The following is a 21355-nucleotide window of genomic DNA, read 5'->3' as shown; positions in this document are numbered from 1 at the left end:
AGTTCGTCCGTCCTCCGGACGGGAATGAAATGGGGCGCCAAGGTCCAGTGATCGAAATCACTGGCTACCATCACGCGCCCTACCGGGCGAATACAAGCGCCATTATTTCGATCCACTACAGGGCGAATGCCTAGATAGAGTGCGCCCTGCCCGGCGAATGCACACCTCGTGCGCCCTGAACCACGACCAATACACCATTCAAGGCGCGCACGGGGAGCAAGGATTCACTGATGGAGATCAATCCACCCACGCCCCGCGAGGTAGCGCCCGATGTCACCGGTACCGACAATCCCAACCGCAAGCCTCAACCTCCAAACCTACAGCCTAAAACCTACCGCCTACAGCCTCGCGCCTCAGGTCCCCGGGTCTGCGGAATTTCGACATTTCGGCTTTTCGACGTTTGCTCCCCAAAAACCACCCAAAATGCGACTTGCCCCAACACATGACCGCCACAACACTTGCAAGCGAAAAAAATCGCGTGTGTCACCTTATGTCACCTTCGACTTTGCAAGACTTGCGCGTGTCCCGCAGCCCCCGATCCGAGCCGCGCGCGTCAGCAAGCGGTACCAGAAACGCGGAATTTCCGATCGCGCTCAACACCAACCGCCGATCTCAATCGCGAGTCATGGAGGGCGGCTCCCACACTTCGTACCGCAACATGCGTGGAAAAAGCCGCGCCTTACGAAAGCCCAAAAAACATCGCAAATCGCGCCTCGCCCCAACCCATGACCGCCACACGACTTGCGAGCGTCAACGCCAGGCGTGTGTCACTTTGTGTCACCTTGGATTTTTGCGTTTGGCCCGCGCTTCTGATGGTTGGAAGGCGATGTCCAGTCCGCGCAATGAAAGAACTGAGTACGATCTGCTTTGGACGTGAAATGAACCAGTTCGAAATATCAGGGAACGAGGAACGCGTCGCTGCGCAGTTGCGGCCGCTCCTGGCCGGTGTAGCGCTTGATGCCGATGACCCGGTAGATGTCGTCGCTGTCCACGCCGACGTTGGGCGTCGTGGACCAGTTGACGCCGAGATTCGCCCGCAGGACGTTTTGGCCCCGCGAATTGCCGTGGCTGGCGGAATTAAGTGGAATGTGTCCGTCGGAGATGAGATTGCGATCCTGATCGAGGAGGGGGGTCATGTCGGCGGCAAGCGGATTGGCGGGCTGGAACTCCTGCTGTGCCCGGGCAGCGGTCATCAGGTTGGTCGTGTAGCTGTTGTTGTACACGCTGGGGAAGTCATTCCTGTTTGCGACGTCCTCGGCGGTCATCGGGCTGTCGGAAGGGCGACTCGGACAAACGAAGGCGCTGGACGGTGCATATCGGTGCTTAACAAGGAGCCATGCGTGCTGCGAGTTGCTGAACGGCTGGACGTCGCCTTGCTGCGTCGGTACCCACGATGCCCCCTGCGGGGCCGCGGCGACGAACGGGAAGAATGCGGAGTTGGCCTCGGCGTAGCCCTGGTAGCCCACGCCCAATTGTCGCATGTTGTCCGCGCAGATCGCACGCTGCGACGAGTTTCGCGCCGTCCGGTAGCCGGGCACAAGAATGCCGACAAAAAGCAGGACCGCCGCGGCAAGGCCGATCAGTTCGCGCAGCGGCAGGACGGGCCCAGCGCCCGGGCCCATCTCGGCCTCGGTAGGCAGCGCTTTCGAAGAGCTCGTCGGGAACTTGAGAATGCCGCGCTCGGCGTCGACCGCCGCCATGATGCGGGATGCGAGATCGCTCCGCGCGGGCGGCAGCTCGTACTGGTCAAGGGGGCTGAGAATCTGTTGGATGCGGCGCGTCGCCTCGGCGCGCTCGGCGGAGTCGGGGAATGCGGACTCAACCATCGCACTATCTTGTGCGTCGGTCAGGCCGAGGTGATAGCCCAAAAGGAGGCTCTGCAATTGGGGGTCGTGTGGCTTATTGTTCATGGTCGGCTGTCGTCCGTTCAACTAAGGCTCCACTCCAAGACGCTGCCTATCTCTCTTTACGAGTCGGCGACGATTCCTGTTCAAACTTCTTATAAGCGGCGGAAAAATGGGTCACGGCGGCGTGAAGACGGCTTTTTACGGTCCCGAGCGGGATGGAGAGAATGTCCGCAATCTCCTTGTAGGGGAAGCGCTGATAATACCCCAGAATCAGCACCTCGCGGAGATTGTCCGGCATTCGTGAAACCACTTCCTGCACCCGCTGCCTTGTCTCCCGCTCTTCGAGAACTTCCCCGGGCGACAATGAGTCGTCCGAGAAGAAATCCAGATAGCTCACCTGGTCAGAATCACCGGAGCTTGCTCCGGTCGAAAGCGGGAGTTCCTTCTTTCTCACCCTCGATCGCAAGTAGTCCCGAGCCTTGTTGGCCGCGATCGTATAGAGCCACGGCCGTAGGCGACGCGACGGATCGAAGCCCGCCGCTGAATGGAACACTTGAATAAACGTCTCTTGTGCAATGTCCTCGGCAGCGGCACCATCCCGGATGAAGCGGCCGATGAACCGGTAAAGCTCCTCGCTGTGGCGCTCGACCAGCGTCTGAAACGCGTCCTCATCGCCTGCCAAGAATTCGACCAGCAGATGCTCATCCGACGCCATGCTGGACCGATCTTCTCGTCGGGACACTGCGAAACTGCCTCTATTACGCCGGGATGCCGGCTGGGGTTCGATCTGGCCCCGGATATGTCAGAAAGTCCGGTCCGTCACAAGGTTGGGTGAATTTACCCTTGACACACCCACCCGTCAAAAATATCGTTCTCAACAGAAGTTAGCGTCCAGACGGGTCCGGGACTGGGTTGTTCCGAGACGCCTGGGCAATGGTTACGGGACCATAAATCTCCCGACGAATTGGTCCGCTCCGGATCGGTACCCAAACCTGTGAGCCTTCAGGATTCCGCCAGCTATCGCTCGTTGTCTCCGCGCATGACGTCGGCGTTGGTAGAGGCCTCCGCCGCCATCAATGCCTCCCTGAATCTCGCCGAGGTGCTCCAGGCCGTGGCCCACAAGGCGGCCGTCGTGCTCCGCTCCGAGGCGTCGAGCGTGCTGCTCCTCGACAAGCGGCGCAATCGACTCGTGTTCATGGCGGCGGTGGGGGACCGGGGGCCTTCGCTGATCGGCGAGGAGTTCGACGCAGGGCTGGGCATCGCCGGCAAAGTGGCAATGACGGGCAAGCCGGTTGTTGTCAGCGACGTTCGCGACCATCGGGATTTCTTTCGCGGTATCGATGCGAAGAGCAGTTTTCAGACGCGCGGACTGATTGCGGCGCCGCTCATCTGGAAAGGCGACGTCATCGGCGTCGTCGAGGTGCTCAACAAACTCGGCGGAACGCACTTCGACGATGAAGACCTCGCACTGCTTCAGGTATTCGCGAACCTCGCGGCGAGCGGGGCCTACAATGCCTCGCAGCACCAGCAGGTGGTGAAGGAGAACCGGGGCCTCAAGGAAACACTGAAAGTCTCGTCGCCGATCATCGGCAATTCCGCGTCGCTCAAACAAGTAACTGACATGGTCAACCGCGTTGCCGGGAGTAACGCGACGGTTCTGCTGCTCGGCGAGACCGGCACCGGCAAGGAAGTGACGGCCCGGCAGGTGCACGCGGCGAGTCCCAGGTCGGAGCGGCCGTTCATCGCGATCAACTGTGCCGCACTTCCTGAGACGCTCCTCGAGAGTGAGCTGTTCGGTCACGAGAAGGGAGCATTCACCGGGGCGCACGCCGAAAAGATGGGCCGATTTGAATTGGCGGACGGCGGCTCGCTGTTTCTCGATGAGATCGGCGACATCTCCATGAGCACGCAGGTGAAGCTGCTCCGCGTGCTTCAGGAGCGGGAGTTCGTCCGTGTCGGCGGCACCAAGACGATCAGCACGGATGTGCGAATCATCGCCGCGACGAATCGCAATCTGCGCGAGGCGATGGAGGCCGGCACTTTTCGTGAGGACCTGTACTACCGGCTCAATGTGTTCCCGATCAATCTGCCGCCGTTGCGTGCCCGACGCGAGGATATTCCGCTGTTGGTGGATCACTTCATTCAGGTATCGTGCGTGCATCTGGGGTGCATGAAGCCGACGGTCAGCGACGAGGCGATGGCCCTTTTGGCGAGTTATCGATGGCCGGGCAACATTCGGGAACTTCAAAACGTCATCGAGCGCTCGGTTCTTTTGGCGGACGGGGCGACGCTTGTGCCGGCGCACCTGCCGAGAGAGATCATCGGTGATGAGCCGATGGCTGAGACGCCCAAGTGCGAGTCGTCGCTTTGGGGATATGAGAAGGCACTGATCGTCAAGGCGCTGCGCGAGAACGGCTGGAACCAGTCGAAGGCGGCGCGCAGTCTGGGCATCAGCCGCGACAACCTCCGCTACCGGGTTAAGAAATTCAACATCGAAAAGAACTCGCAGTAAGGCGAGGTATTGCTCATCCACAGGGAAGCACGCTATCGCGAGGGAATGAAGGCCTCGACGATATGCCGACAGGCGGGTTCCCGATCGGAGCCGAGCACGACGCTGACGGCGTCGAATCGGTAAGAACAATCAGGATTGCGATGCGCGGTCAGCCAGGCGCGGGCAACCTGCGTGAGCTTTCGCATCTTGGCGGGCGTGATGTTTGTTTCGGGGTCGGCGAGGTCGTCGCTGGCGCGCGTCTTCACCTCGACAAAGACGATGGTCGATCCGTCGAGGCAGATAAGGTCGAGCTCGCCGGCGGGGCAGGTGTAGTTTCTGGAAAGTACTCGGAAGCCGGCGGCGCGGAGGAATTTCTCTGCGGCTTTTTCACCGGCGGCGCCCAGACTCTTTTTCGAGTTGGACATGGTCTGAATAGGAGCCGTGGGACTACTGCGTCAAACGGTGACGGCCACTTCGGTTTCGCGGGTCGAAGACTTTGGGGCCGGTCCGGCGGCGGCGCCTGCGGCTGCCGTGTCGCTGCCGTGGCCGGCGGAGACGCGCTCGCGGAGCTTGCGGGCCTTGCCGACTCGATTGCGCAGGTAGTAGAGCTTGCCGCGGCGGGTCTTGCCATGGCGAGTCACTTCAACTCCCACGATGCGCGGCGACTGGAGCGGGAAGATGCGCTCGACGCCTTCGTTATTCACGATGCGCCGAACGGTGAAGGTCTCATTCATACCCCGACCCTGCCGGGCGATGACGACGCCGATGAAGGGCTGGGTGCGCTCCTTGGTGCCTTCAACGATGCGCACGCCGACGGAAACTGTGTCGCCGATTTCGAACTGGGGCGGGTCCTTCTTCAAAGAACCCTGCTCAACGGCTTCGATTAATTTGTGACGCATCGTAAGTCTCCTGCCGTAATCCAATTCGGCGATTAGTCTCTCGGTTGCCTGCCGCCGGAACCATTCAGTAAGTCCGGCCGGCGCTGGGCGGTCCGCCTTAACGCCTCGGCGAGCCGCCATGCTCTTACTTTTTCGTGGTCACCACTGACCAGCACGTCCGGGACCGTCAGGCCGCGATACTCCCGCGGCCGGGTGTAGTGCGGATACTCGAGCAGGCTCGGACCACCGGCTTCGGGACCGTTTTCGCGCTCATCGGGATGAGGCACGGAAAACGACTCTTCCACAGCCGACTGATCGTGACCCAGGGCGCCCGGAACAAGCCGGACGACTGCATCCACCACCACCATGGCTGCTGCTTCGCCGCCGGACAGGACGTAATCCCCGATGGAAATCTCCAAAGGGGAGAGCAGCAGCCTGATTCTCTCGTCAAACCCTTCGTAATGACCGGCGACAAGGATCAATCGACCTGCGCCGGATAACTCTCTGGCAAACTTCTGATCGAGCCGCTTGCCTTGCGGCGTCAGGAGGACAACCTGGGGCGGCTCGGGCGACAACTTGGTCACGGCCTCGATCGCGTCGAGGACCGGCTGACACATCATCACCATGCCGGGCCCGCCGCCAAAGGGCCTGTCGTCCACTTTCTTATGCGGGTCGCTGGTGTAATCACGAATGTTGTGACACTCGATTGTCACTAATCCTGCTTCACACGCCCGACCCAGGACACTGGCGGAAAAAAAAGGCCTGCAAGCCTCTGGAAAAAGCGTCAGAACATCGATCCGCATGGCTACACTTCCAAATCCAGAAGCTGCGGCGGATCCAATACCAGCACGGGGACTTAAGCCTTGGCCGGTGTCTCGACTCCGTTCTTCTTGAAGAGCGCCCGCACGGTCGGCGAAGTTGTTGCACCCTTGCTGAGCCAGTGCTCGATTCGATCCTTCTTCAGGACGACCTGCTTTGCAGCATCGGGCTCAATGGGATCGACGAAGCCCAACTCCTCAATGAACCTGCCGCTGCAGGCATGGCGGGAATCCGACACTCGGAGACGAAAAAATGCCCGATTGCGACGACCGACTCTCACCAACCTCAACGTTACCGCCATATGCGCCTCGATAATTCCGATTCTGACATAACCCGTTGCACAGCCACGTCCTGCGACGCGAACGGCCGCTCCCAGCAAAAGCTGCGGAGAACCCCAAATCATACCAAGTTTATCCGGCCCGGCAACCCACCAGAGAAGGAGATGTTAGTGGCGGGCTTCGGCGTTGGCAAAACGGACCTCCAGGCGTTATAAACTGTGATAGCACTTGGAGTTGTCGACTTGTCCGATAATCGGCTTGCCCATCTGATTGACGTCGCTGCGGGGCGAGCCCCCGCCGATCTGGTCTTTACGAACGCCTCCATCGTCAACGTGATTTCACACGAAATCGAGCGTGGGTCGCTGGCCATCGCGGGCGACCGGATCGTCGGAATCGGCGATTACGACGCGGAAAGAGTCATCGATCTGAAGGGCAGATTCGTCTGTCCGGGGCTGATCGACGCCCACGTGCATATCGAGTCCTCGCTGCTTTTCGTTCCGCAGTTTGCCGGCATCGTCTCGGCTCACGGCACGACGGCGGTCGTAGCCGATCCTCACGAGTTCGCAAACGTCATGGGTATTCGAGGGATTGAAACGGTGCTTTCGTGGGCGGGCCGCGTTCCGATCGAAGTGTTCGTGACGCTGAGTTCGTGCGTGCCGGCAAGTTATCTGGAGACGGCGGGCGCGAATCTTACGGCCGATGATCTTCGTCAACTGGTGAATCATCCGCGCGTGCTTGGTTTGGCGGAGATGATGAATTACCCGGGGGTCATCGCGGCACAGGCGGACGTACTGCGCAAAATCTCAATGATCGAGACGGGAATTATCGACGGTCATGCACCGTCGGTGAATGGCCGCGAGCTGACGGCTTACGCGGTGTCGGGCATCATGAGCGACCACGAATGCATCACCGCCGAAGAGGCACGGGCCAAGCTCCGCAGCGGATTGCACGTCATGATTCGAGAAGGTTCGCAGACGCGCAATCTCGAATCGCTCCTTTCATCGGTAACGCCGGAGACCGCCGATCGCTTCATGTTCTGCACGGACGATAAGGATGTCCGCCAGTTGCTCGACGAAGGGCAAATCGACCACATGATTCGCAAGGCGATTGGGCTGGGACTCGATCCGATCTCGGCGGTTCGTCTCGGGACGTACAACGCGGCGCGCTACTTCAACCTGCGCCAGATGGGAGCCGTGCTTCCCGGCTACTACGCCGATTTGGCGATCGTCGAAGACTTGAAATCGTTACGTGTTTTGCAGACCTACCATCGCGGCCGACTCGTGGCGGAGGACGGTCGGAGCCTTGTTGCGGAGGCGGCGTCGCTCGCGGAGGACGTGGGCAGGGACACGATTCGTGTTCATGCGTTGACGCCCGAAGCGTTCGCAATTCCCTGTCCGGTGGGCGCGACCGAGTCGAATCCGCCGCAGATTCATGTCATCCAGGTTCTGGAGAACCGGATCGACACTGAGAGAACCATCGAGCCGGGCAAGGTTGAGAAGGGCCAAATCGTCGCAGACGCCACGCGCGACCTCGCGAAAATGGTGGTGATCGAGCGGCACCGTGCCAGCGGGGAAATCGGGCGTGCATTCGTCAAGGGATTCGGCCTGCGCGCGGGGGCGATCGCGTCGTCAGTGGCTCACGATGCTCACAATATCATCGTGGTCGGCATGTCGGATGCTGACATGTCTCTCGCCGTGACGCGGCTGATTGAATTGGGAGGCGGCCTCGTGGCCACGCATGAGGGAAGGGTTCTTGCAGAGGTGCCGCTTCCCATTGCCGGGCTGGTCAGCGACGAGCCCGCCGAAGTGGTGTCGGGCAGGCTGCACCGGATCGGCGAGGCGGTGCGCGAATTGGGCTGTCGCCTGGAGCAGCCGTTCATGGCCCTGTCGTTTCTGAGTTTGTCGGTGATTGGGAAACTGAAACTGACAAATCAGGGATTGATCGACGTCGAGCAGTTCAAGGTCATTCCGCTAATCGCCTTGGGGTAGCCGAGCCTCATCGGCGAATCCATTGAGCAATCTCGTTCAATACTTTTTTATCGACATGACCGGGCTCGCCATATTCCTGCGGCGTTGGCTTACCCTTGCCGGGGAAGAACAAGTGATTCAGCTCCGGATACCATTTGAATGAGGCGTTTGGATTCTCCTTGAGCGCATCCTTGTAGAGGTCGAAGTCTCTGGCGGTAACCTGGTAATCACGGCCGCCGTTCATGAAGAGCATGCGGCACTTGAGTCGCTTGGCGTGCCTGAAAGCCTCCTGAACGGCGGCCGACAGTTCCTTCCAATAGCTGATCGGCACGTTGAGCACCATTGTGCCCTCGTCGAGCTTTCTGGCGCGAACGACTTCGAGCGTCTTCCGCGTTTCCTCGTAGTTGCGGCGATTCTGCTCCTGTCTCGGCGACGGCAATTCGGCGATGTACTTGAGCTGATCGAGCAGGACGTCCGTGAGGTCGCGCGGCGTCGCGGCGAGAAGGATGATTCCCGCCAGGGTGCCGGATTCGGCGGCGATCTGCGGGGCAAGCGCTGCGCCGAGGCTATGGCCGAGCAGATAGATGCGCTGGGGATCGATCTCCTTTCGAGTATGGAGGTACTGGATGGCCTCCAGCGCGTCGTCGATCACTTCTTCGCGCACGCTGACGGTGCCTTCCGCAGCGAGACGGAGACGGTAGGTGTAAGTGCGCTTGGGATAGCGGAGGACCGCAATCCCCTGGGATGAGAGGCCGGCGGCAATGTCGCGCAGCGGCTTGTTGGGGCCGAGGGTCATGTCTTCATCATGCGGGCCTGAGCCGTGGACGAGGATGACGGCGGGCACTCGGCCTTCGACGCGCGGCAGAGTCAGTACGCCACGGACCAGCCACATCTCATCTCCAAACTCCACGGACGCGACCTCGTATCTATCGGGGTGGTCGTATTCGGGCGGCTCGTATCCGCCGTCATTTGTCGCGGCGGGTTCGATCTTAAAGCCGGCGATGGTTCGATCGGCATTCAAGGTCAGGGTGAGGTTCATCATGCGCTTCGCGAACTTCGACGGAATGACGACGACGTCGTACCCGGCCTGTTTGGAATATCGGGAGGTGCCGAAGGCTTCGAACCCGCCCGATTGGATGACCACATCACCCCATGCCGCGCGAAGCTTGTCCGGGGGCAGTGAAGCGGCGAGATTCTTATCGAGAAGTTTGTATGCGCTATCCGCGTCACCACTCGAAAGTCGGGCGGCGAATGTCTCCGCGACTTCAATCGGTGTCTGTTGTGGTGTGTCCTGGCCGGCCTGCGAGCAAGCCGTGAGACCCAATAGGGTCACAAGGGTAATGACGGCAGTTTTCCATTCGGGCGTGGCCTGAATCATCATGGGGCTCCCGCAGCGCAGCGAATCGGTCCAAGGGCCGCTTGAACGTCGCGAGTTGATACCATATCTCAATCGGTGGACCGCCGCCAAGCGAGCTTGTACGGGGGGTCGTTCGGCTGCCCATCGCCGATGTTGCCGGCCGCGAAACGGGGTCCCACGGCGGCGTCTCGATATTTTGCAAGTGAGACCCGATTTGCTTCAGGAACCATATACGCCGGTTCGGACTCTGATAGACTTCCGGCTTGATGAAACCGAATCCTTCAACGAATGCATCGTCCGCCGGACCGGAATCGCGCGAGAAGGCGTCCAGGCGGACTGCATCGTCACCGTCGCCCGTGAAGATTGCTTCGGGTGAGCGATTCCGCGCTCCGGCGCGACTTGTTGGCGCACAGGCGAAGATCGGAAGCGTCAAGGCGGTTTTTATTCTGACCGGGATGAGCCTGGGTGCGACGTGGCTGATCTTTCCGGATGTCGGCTGGTGGTGGCTGGCCTACGCATGTCTGGTTCCGTGGCTGGTGTGCGTGTGCACGGCGAGAAGGTCGGCGCTGGTCTATTTCACGAGCTGGCTGTTCGGCCTCGGTTACTTCGCCATGAACATCCACTGGATGATCCCGGTCACGCTGCCGGGGTATCTGGCGCTATGTGGTTACTACTCGCTCTTTTTCCCGTTGGCGGCATGGCCGATTCGTCATATGTATCAGCGGCACGGCGTCTCCGTCGCGCTGACGGCGCCCTTGGTATGGGTCGCGGTGGAGTACATTCGGACGATTCCACCGCTCTCGTTTCCGTGGCTGCTGTTGGCGCATAGTCAGTACCTGCAGATAACGCTCATTCAGATCAGCGATCTGGTCGGCGCCCTCGGCGTGACATTCATCATTGTCATGGTCAACGGATGGCTCACCGATCTGTTGATTCAGCCGATTTTGATTTGGCGATCTGACCAGGCAACGCGTCTGCCGATCGGCAGTCTGGCGACGCTGGCGGTTGTGCTGGGGGCGCTCATTTACGGCGCGGCGCAGTCCTCCCGCAAGTACTTCGAGCCTGGTCCGCGGGTTGCCGTGGTACAGCACGACTTTCCGATGTATGTCGACGCCGATCATTCCGATCGCACGCCGATCGACTCGATCATGAACGGATACCTCGACCTCGCACGTCAGGCCGCGGCCAAGAAGCCCGACCTGATCGTCCTGCCTGAGACGGCGATGCAGGGGTTTGTGAACAAGGAATTCCTGGAAGCGCCGGCAGCGGAACTGGACGAGATGCAAAGGCGGCGATATCCGCCGATGTTTCCGAAGGGGTATCTGCTCTCGATGCAGGGTTGGAGCAAGCGTGTGCGGGACTCGTTTCAGTCGCTTTGCGATGAGACGGGTATCCCGCTGATTCTGGGGTCGTCGTCGATGGAATGGAAGCCGTCGGCCGTGCCGCCGCGGGTGGACGTGTATAACTCGGCATTCCTGCTGATGCCGGATGCGAAGGAGCCGGCGGCGCGATACGACAAGATTCATCTCGTTCTGTTTGGCGAATATGTTCCCTTTCGATTCACTTACCGCTGGGCCTACGACTGGCTTAATGGCATTACGCCATGGGGCAGACTGGGCATCGAGTATTCGCTGACGCCCGGTGAGGCTTACCATGCGTTTGAATTCCCCGCGGCGTCCAGCGGGCAAAGGTCATTTCGGGCCGGCGTGCCGATCTGCTATGAAGAGATCATTCCGTATATCGCCCGCAACTTCACGGTCGTTCCGGGCGAGCCGGATCGCAAGAACATCGACATGCTTGTCACGATCAGTAATGACGGCTGGTTTCTGCACACCTCCGAGCTGGAGCAACACCTGGCCGGCGCGGTCTTTCGGGCGGTTGAGAATCGTATTGCCATTGCCCGAAGCGTGAACACCGGGGCCAGCGCCATAATTCATCCCAACGGAAAAATTCATGCCCGAACGACCATTTCCGAGGAGAAGCGGAAATTGCTCGCGAAGGTGGATGATGTGTTGCGGAGACTGGACGGACTGGCGAGATCGCTTTCGAACACGGCGGAGAATCAGAGCGACTACCTCTTGGCGCGGGAGGCATTCGGTCGCACGATAGGAACCGATCTTCGACCGGCGCTTGGGCGAGTCGGAAGCGAATTCTCCTTCCTGGTCGAGCGCCTTGAATATCTGTCACGGGCATTGGCGGCGGCCTCCGTGTCGAGTCGCCGGGCCGCGGCCGCTGAGCTCAGGGATCAGATATCCGAAGACATGGAGACGGTTCAGCGCTGGCGCAGCAAACCGTGGACGGCGCCGGGTTTCGCCGTGTCGGACCTCAAGTGCGACAGCCGCGTGACGCTGTACACGCGATGGGGCGATTGGTTTCCCCAGGCGGCGCTCGTCCTTGCCGGTATGATGATCCTCGATTGGCTGCTGCGTCGGATGTGGAGAGCAGGGAGGCGACCCGGAAGCAGGGAGGCAAAATCTCGTGTTGTGTAGCCCGTTTGACCGCAAGCGTTATCCGCACATCGGTTGGCTCTTCGTATTCCCGATCGCGCTGGCCGGCGCGGGATGCGCCAAGCCGCTCAGATCGAACCTGCCCGTCAGCGAATATCCCGCACTCAGGCAAAACGCCATTCGTTTTCTGGCGGATGCCGCCGAGTCTGACGATCCCGTACTGCGCATGCAGGCCATCGAGGCCTTTCAGGAGGTCGCGCCGGCTGAGGGCGAAGCGGTACTCATCAAGAGCGCTGATAATGCCTATGCCGGCGTCAGCTTTGCCGCGCTGATGGCGCTGGGCACGATTCGCGACGGCCGGGCGATGGAGATCATTCGCACGAGAGCCGAGGACTCGGATGTCAGTGTTCGGATCGCGGCGCTCTTTGCCCTGCATCGGCTTGGCGACAAGCGTCGGACGGGCGAACTGTCAGACTTTCTTCTCAATCATCCTGATGCCAGGGTTCGGGCCAATGCGGCGCTGGCCATCGGCCGCCTGGCGGAGCCGCAGTCTACGCGGCTGCTCCGCACCGCGCTGCGCCGCGAGCGCAAGGACGCGGTGAAGATGCAGATCCTCGAGGCCCTTGCGATGCTTGGAGACACGCACGGCATCGAGCGGCTGCGATTCTTCGGGCACAGCGCGGTGCCGGATCAGTCGGCCCTGGCGCTGATGCTCCTGGCAAACGCCCAGACGCATGAGGCGGAGGAGCTCTTTCGCTATCGCCTCGAAGTCGCGGATCATCCTGAGATCAAACTTCAGGCGGCACGCGGACTGGGCAGGCTCGGCTACGATGACGGACTGGACCTTGCGCTGGCTTATCTTTCGTTCAACTCGCCGGACACCGGACGCCGCAACGATCCGCCCGAACAGCAGATCATCCGGGTACGCGCGCTGGCGGCCCTGGCGCTGGAGGCGATTGGAAGTCCCGAGTCGATGGGCGCGCTAAAGGCTGCGTTTGAACTCCCGGGGCAACCGGCTCGGGCTAACGTGGCGGTCGCCCGTGCACTGATTCGGATCATCGATCGGCGAGGGTCCCGTGACAACACGGGCGAATCGCCCACGCTCCGGGCAGCGACAGAGCCGGGCGAACTGACGCCTTAATTGCACGAGACGCGCTGCCCCATCCAAGCTGAGGCCGACATTCGACATGCGATGGATCGCCTTCGCCATCATTCTCTACCTCGTCGCCGCTCTGCAGAGCTCGGTCGCGCCGCTTTTGGCGCTGCATGGGGTGTGGCCCGACTTCATTCTCATCACTGGCGTTTATTTCGCCCTGGTGGCAAAGCCGTCCGATGCCCGACTGGCCTGCTGGATCACGGGGCTGACGGCTGATCTGCTGACGCTGAGCTACGATGGCTATTCCAACGTCGGCATTCGCGCCATCACGATGGGGTTTCTCGCCGTGCTCATTGTCAAGATGCGCGAGTTCGTGTTTCGCGAGAGCGTCTGGAGCCAGTTGTTCTTCACGTTCGTCGCCAAGTTTGCCATCGAGTCGGTGGCCGGGCTGCACATGCTTTACCTCGTCGGCCGGATGGATCAGTTAGGGGAGCTTCTGGTCCTGGCGTCGTGTGAGGCGGCCTATACCGCGGCCCTTGCGCCGTACGGTCACTGGTTGCTTCGGCAGCTTCGCGGGCCGCTGGGCGTTGGAGCCGTTCCTCGTTGGGCGTAAGATGCGCTGAGAGCCGAAGCGACTTTCGGCGATTTCGACGGGAATCTGTGCACCGGCAGACCCGTTCGATCGTAGAGACAGTAAAGGTACCTCTTCGCCGTGTTTGAACGCCGACTCAAGATTGTGCTCGCACTGCCGGTCATCTGCTGCCTAATCATCGTCTGGCGGCTCTATCACATTCAGATCGTGGACGGGGACAAGTACGTCGAAAAGGAGCGAGACTCGCTCCTGGCTCCCAAGCAGTTCCTTCCTCCGCTGCGAGGCAACATCCGCGATCGGTTCGGGCAAGTGCTCGTTTCTGATGAGCCGGCGCATGACGTGACGGTCCACTATGGGGCCCTCAGCCTCAGTGAGCCATTTCTCCTGAAGGTCGCCGCCATTCTCAAACAACAGGATCCCACACTGGCGGGTCTTCACGCCCGGGAGTTGGAGCAGGAAGTCCGCGGCAGGATCGCGGCGATGTGGCTGACGCTTGAGAAGGTGAGCGGCATCCCCATGGCGGAGCTCCGTTCGCGGCGCGATGCCATCTGCCGATCGGTCGAAGACCTGCGGATGCACATCTGGCGCCGGCGAAAGGACATGGGCTTTGACGAGCCGCTTGAGAAGCTGCGCCTGCGCGAAGAGGATCAATCGCACCCCATCATTCGAGATGTCTCGCCGCAGGTGCGCACGCGCATCGAGTTGGAAATATCGCATTTGCCCCTGGTTCGGATCGAGCCGTCGGTGCGGCGGGTTTGGCGGCCGGAGGCCCGATCGCTCTGCCATGTCCTGGGTCGCCTGGGCCAGGCTTCGAGCGAATTGATCAAGAACGATCCACAGGGTGACGACTGGCTGGCGTGTTATCGTCCGGGCGACCTCGTGGGCGTAGCGGGCGTCGAGCGACTCGGCGAGGCGATGCTGCGCGGCAAGCGCGGATTTGAGGAGCGGTTTCTCGACAAAAGCATTCACGAGACCTCTCCTCCGATTGACGGGCTCGACGTTCAGCTCAGTGTCGATCTGCAGCTTCAGCAACGCGTCACCGAGATTCTGGTCGACACGGTTGCCGCCCAGCCGCCGGCGACCGGGGCCAGTTGTGTGATTCTTGATGTGGCATCGCGCGAGATACTGGCGCTGGTGAGCGTGCCGGGATTCGACCCTGAGGAGCTGGCCACGAATTATGCAAAGTTGCGCGATGACAGCCGTCATGTGCCGCTCCGGTTTCGGGCCGTGGGCGAGGAGTACCAGCCCGGCTCGATCATCAAGCCCGTGTCGCTGCTTGCGGCGTTTTCATGGGAAATTCTGAGTCCGCAGAGTCGCGTCTTCTGCGACGGGGCCTTCATCCCCGGGTCATCCAAGTGGCACTGCTGGACGCACTGGCGCGGGATGGCCGGACACGGCGACATGACTGCCGAGACAGCCATCCAGCATAGCTGCAATGTTTACTTCTACAGTCTTGGACAAAAGCTCCAGGCCGCGAGGTTGACCGACTTCTATCGGCAGTTTGTCCGCGGCGAGATCGGCGACGCGACGTCTGATCACGGCACCGGGCTCATCGAAGAGCGCGACGGAAATATCCCCACGGCGGACTGGATTCGGCGGCATCGAAAGGGCGGAGCCTTCAGCATCGCGGACGGTCGCAACTACGCCATTGGCCAGGGTGAGATCATGGTGACACCATTGCAGGCGGCGAACATCTTCGCCACGCTGGCTGCCGGCGCTTACCGCGACCCAACCCTGATCGCCAACGACGGCCGGGAGCGACCGGAGCTGCCCATCCCCCGGATCAATCGCGAGGACTGGGAGGTCGTGCGCCGCGGGCTGTATCGCTGTGTCAACGAGGACGGCGGCACCGCTTACAAGCACGTTCACATGAGTCAGCTTGCCATCTGCGGCAAGACGGGTAGCGCCCAGTGCGTACCGCGCGTCAGCAAGCGACGTTACACCTTCGAGCTTCCCGGCGGCGAGGATGTGGTGGTCGTCGCGCCGACCGTCGAGGCGGCTCGCGAGGCTCTGAACATCGATCCCGGCATCAAGCCCAAGCGGCGCGAGATCGCGGAGACCTGGCCGCCGAAGGATGCCGGTAAGGACGAAGTACCCACGCACGCATGGTTCACAGGCTATGCGCCGGCAGACAATCCTCGCATCGCACTCGCGATCATCATCGAGTACGGCGGCGGCGGCGGGGCGACGGCGGGCCCGGCGGCAAAGGCGGTCTTCGAGGAATTGATGGCCAGTCCGCGCGGATACCTCACCGCGGACTTCACTCGCGAGCAGATGAGCGCCCGGAGATGATGACCGCGCTATTCAGGCTTTTTCCTCCGCTGGGCTGGCTCATTCTGCTGTCGGCCGTCCTGCTCACCACGCTCGGATTGCTGGGAGTCTACGCCGGCGAAGTTGAAGGCGAAGGTCCCGCGTCGCAAACAATCCGGCAGTCGGCCTATCTCGGGGCGGGGCTCGTCGGCGTTCTCATCATTCAGATGTTCGGCTATCGCCGAATCGGGCGATGGTCCTACACGCTCTTCGGCGTCACTCTCGTCCTGCTCGTGCTGCTCATCGTCGCGCAGAAGGTCCCAATGGAACCGCTCATCCGGGCACGCCGCAATACCTATCGTTGGATTGAGCTGGGACCGATCAGCTTTCAGGTGTCGGAATACGCCAAGCTCGTCTATATCCTGGCCCTGGCGTATTACCTGAGATTCCGCACGAACTATCGTACGCTGTCCGGCCTGCTTGGGCCGTTTCTGCTGACGCTGATTCCGCTCGGGCTGATTCTCAAGGAACCGGACCTGGGCACGAGCTTGCTTCTTTTGCCGACGCTCTTTGTCATGCTCTACGTCGCCGGGGCGAAGCTGCGGCATCTGGGCTCGATCATCGCGATGGGGCTCATCGCCGCGCCGCTCTTTTATTTCTCGCCGCTGATGAACGAGTACCAGCGGGATCGGATTCGCTCGCTCATCAAGCAGGACGACTCAGACGCCAAGTGGCGGCTCAACGCCGGGTATCAACTCAGTCAGTCGAAGATCGCTCTCGGCAGCGGGCGGGCACTTGGGCAGGGCTTCAGTGAGGGGGCGTTCTTCAAGCACCACCTCTTGCCGGAGGAGCACAACGATTTCATCTTCGCCGTGCTCGGCAACCAGTGGGGTTTCTTCGGCTGCATGGGTGTGCTGGCGTGTTACCTGGTGATCGTCGCGTCGGGGCTGACGATCGCTTCCATGACGACGGACCCCTTGGGGCGGCTGTTGGCCGTGGGGGTGTGCGTGCTCATTGCGGCGCAGGCGATCATCAACATCGGCATGACCGTGGGGCTGATGCCCATCACGGGCATGACGCTTCCATTTGTCAGCATGGGCGGCAGCGGGTTACTCGCGAACTATCTGGCGATCGGCCTGCTGATCGACGTGGGCCGACGCCGGCCGCTGGACATGGGGCCGAAGCCGTTTGAGTTCGCGGATGAGTGAGCATGACCAGGGGCGAAATTCCCTGGGGTTCAATGAGATTAGATAAGTTTGGAATAAGATTCAATGCGGCCTCGAGTTGTCGGCGACAGGTTTCGGCCCGAGTGTGGGTATAGACGCTGGTCATCCCCAGGCCACTGGCACTGCAACCATTGCCGTGGGCGTGGCCCATCAGCTCCTGGCGGATCAACGGATCTAAATTGGCGTCCTGCATCAGTGTTGCGAATGTGTGCCGGAAGGTCTTCGGACAAGTGATGTGTCCAATGCCAATGCGGTGAGCTATGCGCATGAACTCAATGCGAAGCCGTGAAGACCGGATCACGCCTGCGTCGCGCCAGAGTTGTGCAGCCAGTGACTGGCCGGCCTGGCGAGACATCGCAATTCCGGAATCGGATCGCGCAAGTTTTTGCCGACGCCTGAGCTTGTCTGCGAGGCCGTCGTCCGATGGGTCGTCAAGTGGCGGCATCTCACCGGACCACATGCTCATGATGCTCCAGCCAGTGTTGGACAAGCTGACTCACCTTTACCGGCTCGAAGGAAAAAACCGTATGACTTTGGCCGAGAAGCTGGACGTTCACTTCGCCCGCGACTCTGAGGGCCTCATCCCAGTCCGGCCCGACCCAGACTCGTTTCTTTCGGGCCTCGGTGTAATAAATCCAAAGCGCGCCGTGGTGCTCATACACACTGACGCGCCCGATGCGCGTACGATGAGCGCTTCGTTTTTACCTTGCGGTAACCATCAGAAAACTCCCGAGTAAACGAAGTGCGCATCATTAGTGCACCAGGAGGTTCAAGAAACAGCATGCGGAATGAATGTAATCCCAGCAGAACGCTGGGCTTACTCAGATTGACCGACTTGATGAATCGGAGAGGGAGGGATTCGAACCCCCGCTGCAGTTACCCGCAGACCGCATTTCGAATGCGGCTCCTTCAGCCACTCGGACACCTCTCCAGGGCGGTGAGAATCCTAGCGAAGATTCGCGGTGCACTCAAGGCGGCGGGCAGGGAGAAGAATCGGGCTATCAGGGAATCTCTGTTGCGGCGAGTTGCCGCACAAAGGACACGATCCGGGCATCGGCGTTTGCCGATGACGCGTACCGCTTAAGGTTGGCAATTCCCCCGGACTTGTCGCCGGAGTAATACTGCATAAACCCGGCAAGCAGGAGATACTCGGAGTTTTCCGGCTGGTCTTCGAGGACCAGCAAGAGCCTCCGGAGGTGGGTGTCAAATTCCGACTGTCGTCGGTATGCCGATCGCACGCTGAGCGACGAGCGATTGAGTGACGGAGAGGCGATCAGGTCGGATTGAACGAAATTCGCAGCCTCTTCGTAATGCCCCAATGCGAACTCCGCGAGGGCAAGGCCAAGACGCGATCTCGCGTCGGTGCAACCCCTGTTCATCGCCTCGCGGTATTCGACTTGAGCAAGGCCGTAATTACCCCGGCGAAATGCAAAAGCACCGTTCTTCAGCGCCGATTCCACCGTGCCCACCATCGGCCGACTGGTGAGCCGCGGCGAGATATCTGTCGGCGGCAGGGTCATCGCTCCTGTACCACTGTTGACAATCACCGCCCCAGACTGGCGGGCTTTCTTGAGTTGCCACAACGCCTCGCCGAGTTGTACGCCGGTGCCCGGACTCTGGTATTGCCCCGGCCCGGGACTGAATGACTGACTCGACGGGGCGACAAACGTGGAAAGCTGGTGAGACAGCGGGGCAGCGCCGAGGGTCGAGGGTGCGACGCCCGGCGGCGGGGCTAATTGATAGTTGGCCGGCGCATATGAATTGGCGGCATTGGATGAACTGAAGCCTCCGACCGAGCTATTCTGAAAGCCGGTGTCGCTGTACCGAGCGATTCGCGAGGCCTCAGCGAAGCCATCGTAGGGGGTGCCGTTTGAGAAGTATGTGAAGTTAATTGTGGGCCGCGAAATACACCGGCCTGTCGAACATGGGCGATTGCGGGAAAACATCTGATCGAGAAGCGTCGGCTGCCGCCGGTTCGATTGGGCGGCCTGTATCGCCTGAAAGATGGCCCTGCGCTGGGCCGCGGCGGGGGAGGGGACAACGCCGATGCCGATGATCGCCGCAACGCCTGCCGCGAGGGTGAGTCGCCTACCGGGTGCCATTTTTCCTCTCCTTTCCTCAATTCTACCCCATTAGTCATCAATCACCAATTTCGCCGAGAAAATCTGTGCATTTGGTGCTGACAGGCCGGGGGCCGGCCGAGCACACGGACCATGCGAAACGCACGATATGAGCATGGCCCGCCGATAAGAAACTCATGGAGCCCACTACGCTGATCGCCGAATCGTCGGGAAAAGGGATCGCCCCGTCGCCCCCTGGCCCGGTCCGGGCTCCTTGCACGCCGATCAGCTCGGCGGCCGCCATTTTCGATGTGGATGGGGTCATCGCGGATACCGCCAGATTTCACACTTCGGCATGGGCCCGATTAACCGGCGAAGAGGGTCTGCCGTTCGATACAGTTGCGCAGGACGCGCTTCGCGGCCTTTCGCGTGAGAATTCACTGCGCCACATTCTCGGCGATCGCAAGGTGTCTCCGGCCCGCTTCGCAGAGCTGCTTGCCCGCAAGAACGCCTACTATCTTGCCGCCGTCGAGTCGTTGACGGCGAGCGACGTACTTCCCGGCGTGGGGCCGCTGATCCGGGGCCTCCGCGAACTGGGTCTTAAGATCGCAGCGGTCTCGGCCAGCCGAAACGCGAGGCTGGTGCTCACCCGACTGGGCATTTCAGACCAACTGGATTGCATCGTCGACGGAAACGATCAGGAGCGCGACCCCGCTGGGCGAATGCGATTTCGCCTGGCAGCCGATTTGCTCGGTGTGCCGCCGTCCGGTTGCATCGTTTTCGAGGATGCGGCATCAGCCATCCGACTCGCTCAAGATGCCGGGATGAAGACGGTCTCGCTGGGCATATCGCCCGAATTGTCCGTCGCCAACCTTGCGTTTGAGTCACTTTGCGGCGTCGATGCTCAAATCATCCTCAAGTGGTTGAAGATCTAGCCGCCAACGCCACTACAGCCACGCCAGGCTGCGGTCGTGTCGTTGGTTGCCCGTCCTTGATGCGGCGATTCTAATAGACGTCTATGGTCGAGCAGGTAGCCATGATCGGCGACGGCCAAATGGCCACCGTGTGCAGCGTGATGCTCGCGGATCGCGGAATCCACGTTCGCATGTGGGGGCGGAATCCCGATCAGATCGGAGCGCTGAAGAGCACGCGGGAGAATCATCGCTACCTTCCCGGCCTGCGAATCCCCGAGCGCGTTTCATTTACCACCGATCCGGTCGCCGTCTTCGCCGGAGCAAGCCTCGTCATCTCGGCCGTGCCATGCCAGTATATTCGAAGTGTATGGACAAGCATTGCCCACGCCTATCCGAGCGGCACTCCGATCGCGGGTGTCGCCAAGGGTATTGAGAACGAGACGCTCCTGCGTCCCAGCCAGATCATTCAGGATGTCGTCGGTCCGTCACCCGTGGCGTCCCTTTCCGGTCCCAGCATTGCCGCGGAACTGGCCCAATGCCTGCCGGCGACCGTGGTGGCTGCCGCGGACGATCCCTCCCTCGCGGCGCTCGTCCAGGAAACGCTGTCCTCGCAATGGTTTCGTGTCTACACCAATGACGATCTGCTTGGTGTGGAGTTGGCCGGCGCCACAAAGAACGTCATCGCTCTCGCGGCCGGCATCGTCGACGGTCTGAAGGCCGGCGACAACGCCAAAGCGGCACTGCTCGCCCGTGGTCTGGTCGAGATCACGCGACTCGGCGTGGCCATGGGCGCCAAGCGCGAGACCTTTGCCGGTCTCGCGGGACTGGGCGATCTGGTGACGACCTGCGTTTCGCCGCTTGGCCGCAATCGCTCGGCGGGGCAACTCATCGGGCAAGGAAGAAAAGTCGAGGACGTGATCGGCTCCACGCCATCGGTCATTGAGGGCATCCCGACGACGAAGAGCGTCTTTCAGCTTGCGCGCCGCTACGACGTTGAAATGCCCATCACCGAGGCCGTCTATGGCGTTCTCTTCGACGGCAAGGATGTCATCGCCACCTTGAGCGAGCTCATGACACGAAGGCTCAAAGGCGAGATGTAGCCCGGGATTTTTCCTGCGGCCTTCCGCGAAATG

The 21355-nt window shown here is 61.0% G+C and carries 18 protein-coding genes and 1 tRNA gene; 9 read left to right on the top strand and 10 right to left on the bottom strand.

The annotated features are described in order from the left end of the window. Positions 1-896: 896 nt before the first annotated feature. Together HS101_00975 and HS101_00970 are read right to left on the bottom strand one after the other, a co-directional pair. On the bottom strand, positions 897-1910 hold the full coding sequence (locus HS101_00975; GenBank protein MBE7504840.1) for a hypothetical protein: 1014 nt from the start codon (positions 1908-1910) through the stop codon (positions 897-899). Between the two features lie 46 nt (positions 1911-1956). Beyond that, on the bottom strand, positions 1957-2589 hold the full coding sequence (locus HS101_00970; GenBank protein ID MBE7504839.1) for a sigma-70 family RNA polymerase sigma factor: 633 nt from the start codon (positions 2587-2589) through the stop codon (positions 1957-1959). Positions 2590-2841: 252 nt separating this feature from the next. Here HS101_00970 and HS101_00965 point away from each other — a divergent pair, with 252 nt between their 5' ends. Beyond that, complete coding sequence (locus HS101_00965) at positions 2842-4359, top strand: sigma 54-interacting transcriptional regulator (GenBank protein MBE7504838.1); 1518 nt, start codon at positions 2842-2844, stop codon at positions 4357-4359. A 32-nt stretch (positions 4360-4391) separates the two neighbouring features. Here the strand turns inward: HS101_00965 and HS101_00960 are convergent, their stop codons facing one another. The 4 genes from HS101_00960 to rpsP are packed head-to-tail and all read right to left on the bottom strand — an operon-like array spanning position 4392 to position 6336. Continuing rightward, positions 4392-4763, bottom strand: coding sequence for a YraN family protein (locus tag HS101_00960; protein MBE7504837.1), 372 nt, complete (start codon positions 4761-4763; stop codon positions 4392-4394). A gap of 30 nt (positions 4764-4793) precedes the next feature. Then, complete coding sequence (gene rplS / locus HS101_00955) at positions 4794-5237, bottom strand: 50S ribosomal protein L19 (protein MBE7504836.1); 444 nt, start codon at positions 5235-5237, stop codon at positions 4794-4796. Positions 5238-5269: 32 nt separating this feature from the next. Continuing rightward, complete coding sequence (gene trmD, locus HS101_00950) at positions 5270-6019, bottom strand: tRNA (guanosine(37)-N1)-methyltransferase TrmD (GenBank protein ID MBE7504835.1); 750 nt, start codon at positions 6017-6019, stop codon at positions 5270-5272. Positions 6020-6072: 53 nt separating this feature from the next. After that, positions 6073-6336, bottom strand: a complete 264-nt coding sequence (rpsP, locus tag HS101_00945; protein MBE7504834.1) for a 30S ribosomal protein S16 — start codon at positions 6334-6336, stop codon at positions 6073-6075. A 219-nt stretch (positions 6337-6555) separates the two neighbouring features. On the opposite strand from rpsP, the gene ade reads away from it, so the two are divergent. Then, positions 6556-8301 carry an adenine deaminase gene (gene ade, locus HS101_00940; GenBank protein MBE7504833.1) on the top strand — a complete coding sequence of 582 codons (1746 nt, stop codon included), beginning with the start codon at positions 6556-6558 and terminating at the stop codon, positions 8299-8301. Between the two features lie 7 nt (positions 8302-8308). Here ade and HS101_00935 read toward each other — a convergent pair whose 3' ends face one another. Then, the gene (locus tag HS101_00935; protein ID MBE7504832.1) at positions 8309-9661 is read right to left on the bottom strand and encodes an alpha/beta fold hydrolase; all 1353 of its coding nucleotides are present in this window, start codon (positions 9659-9661) and stop codon (positions 8309-8311) included. Positions 9662-9993: 332 nt separating this feature from the next. Here HS101_00935 and lnt point away from each other — a divergent pair, with 332 nt between their 5' ends. The 5 genes from lnt to HS101_00910 all read left to right on the top strand — a co-directional run bounded on the left by lnt (position 9994) and on the right by HS101_00910 (position 17230). Beyond that, on the top strand, positions 9994-12126 hold the full coding sequence (gene lnt, locus HS101_00930) for an apolipoprotein N-acyltransferase (protein MBE7504831.1): 2133 nt from the start codon (positions 9994-9996) through the stop codon (positions 12124-12126). Further along, the gene (locus tag HS101_00925; GenBank protein ID MBE7504830.1) at positions 12116-13225 is read left to right on the top strand and encodes a HEAT repeat domain-containing protein; all 1110 of its coding nucleotides are present in this window, start codon (positions 12116-12118) and stop codon (positions 13223-13225) included. Before lnt ends, HS101_00925 begins: the two co-directional genes overlap by 11 nt. Before the next feature lie 46 nt (positions 13226-13271). Continuing rightward, on the top strand, positions 13272-13793 hold the full coding sequence (gene mreD, locus HS101_00920; GenBank protein MBE7504829.1) for a rod shape-determining protein MreD: 522 nt from the start codon (positions 13272-13274) through the stop codon (positions 13791-13793). A gap of 99 nt (positions 13794-13892) precedes the next feature. After that, complete coding sequence (locus HS101_00915) at positions 13893-16064, top strand: hypothetical protein (protein MBE7504828.1); 2172 nt, start codon at positions 13893-13895, stop codon at positions 16062-16064. Then, the gene (locus HS101_00910; GenBank protein MBE7504827.1) at positions 16061-17230 is read left to right on the top strand and encodes a rod shape-determining protein RodA; all 1170 of its coding nucleotides are present in this window, start codon (positions 16061-16063) and stop codon (positions 17228-17230) included. Before HS101_00915 ends, HS101_00910 begins: the two co-directional genes overlap by 4 nt. Positions 17231-17694: 464 nt before the next feature. Here the strand turns inward: HS101_00910 and HS101_00905 are convergent, their stop codons facing one another. From HS101_00905 to HS101_00895, 3 genes are all read right to left on the bottom strand, one after another. After that, on the bottom strand, positions 17695-17910 hold the full coding sequence (locus tag HS101_00905) for a hypothetical protein (GenBank protein ID MBE7504826.1): 216 nt from the start codon (positions 17908-17910) through the stop codon (positions 17695-17697). A 182-nt stretch (positions 17911-18092) separates the two neighbouring features. Then, positions 18093-18179, bottom strand: a tRNA-Ser gene (locus HS101_00900). Positions 18180-18249: 70 nt separating this feature from the next. Then, on the bottom strand, positions 18250-19350 hold the full coding sequence (locus tag HS101_00895; protein ID MBE7504825.1) for a hypothetical protein: 1101 nt from the start codon (positions 19348-19350) through the stop codon (positions 18250-18252). Positions 19351-19505: 155 nt separating this feature from the next. Here HS101_00895 and HS101_00890 point away from each other — a divergent pair, with 155 nt between their 5' ends. Next, complete coding sequence (locus tag HS101_00890; GenBank protein ID MBE7504824.1) at positions 19506-20243, top strand: HAD-IA family hydrolase; 738 nt, start codon at positions 19506-19508, stop codon at positions 20241-20243. Positions 20244-20326: 83 nt separating this feature from the next. After that, on the top strand, positions 20327-21322 hold the full coding sequence (locus HS101_00885; protein ID MBE7504823.1) for an NAD(P)-dependent glycerol-3-phosphate dehydrogenase: 996 nt from the start codon (positions 20327-20329) through the stop codon (positions 21320-21322). Positions 21323-21355: the final 33 nt, after the last annotated feature.

The sequence above is a fragment of the Planctomycetia bacterium genome (genome assembly GCA_015075745.1).
GTDB lineage: Bacteria > Planctomycetota > Phycisphaerae > UBA1845 > UTPLA1 > UTPLA1.
Note: the sequence above shows the minus strand (reverse complement) of the source record. Positions and strands in the feature narration are given on the sequence as shown.

Excerpts from the sequence above, each read along its gene's own strand:
- HS101_00975 (MBE7504840.1), bottom strand. The coding sequence starts at position 1,910 with ATGAACAATAAGCCACACGACCCCCAATTGCAGAGCCTCCTTTTGGGC.
- HS101_00960 (MBE7504837.1), bottom strand. The coding sequence starts at position 4,763 with ATGTCCAACTCGAAAAAGAGTCTGGGCGCCGCCGGTGAAAAAGCCGCA.
- rplS (MBE7504836.1), bottom strand. The coding sequence starts at position 5,237 with ATGCGTCACAAATTAATCGAAGCCGTTGAGCAGGGTTCTTTGAAGAAG.
- trmD (MBE7504835.1), bottom strand. The coding sequence starts at position 6,019 with ATGCGGATCGATGTTCTGACGCTTTTTCCAGAGGCTTGCAGGCCTTTT.
- rpsP (MBE7504834.1), bottom strand. The coding sequence starts at position 6,336 with ATGGCGGTAACGTTGAGGTTGGTGAGAGTCGGTCGTCGCAATCGGGCA.
- HS101_00935 (MBE7504832.1), bottom strand. The coding sequence starts at position 9,661 with ATGATGATTCAGGCCACGCCCGAATGGAAAACTGCCGTCATTACCCTT.
- mreD (MBE7504829.1), top strand. The coding sequence starts at position 13,272 with ATGCGATGGATCGCCTTCGCCATCATTCTCTACCTCGTCGCCGCTCTG.
- HS101_00910 (MBE7504827.1), top strand. The coding sequence starts at position 16,061 with ATGATGACCGCGCTATTCAGGCTTTTTCCTCCGCTGGGCTGGCTCATT.
- HS101_00895 (MBE7504825.1), bottom strand. The coding sequence starts at position 19,350 with ATGGCACCCGGTAGGCGACTCACCCTCGCGGCAGGCGTTGCGGCGATC.
- HS101_00890 (MBE7504824.1), top strand. The coding sequence starts at position 19,506 with ATGGAGCCCACTACGCTGATCGCCGAATCGTCGGGAAAAGGGATCGCC.
- HS101_00885 (MBE7504823.1), top strand. The coding sequence starts at position 20,327 with ATGGTCGAGCAGGTAGCCATGATCGGCGACGGCCAAATGGCCACCGTG.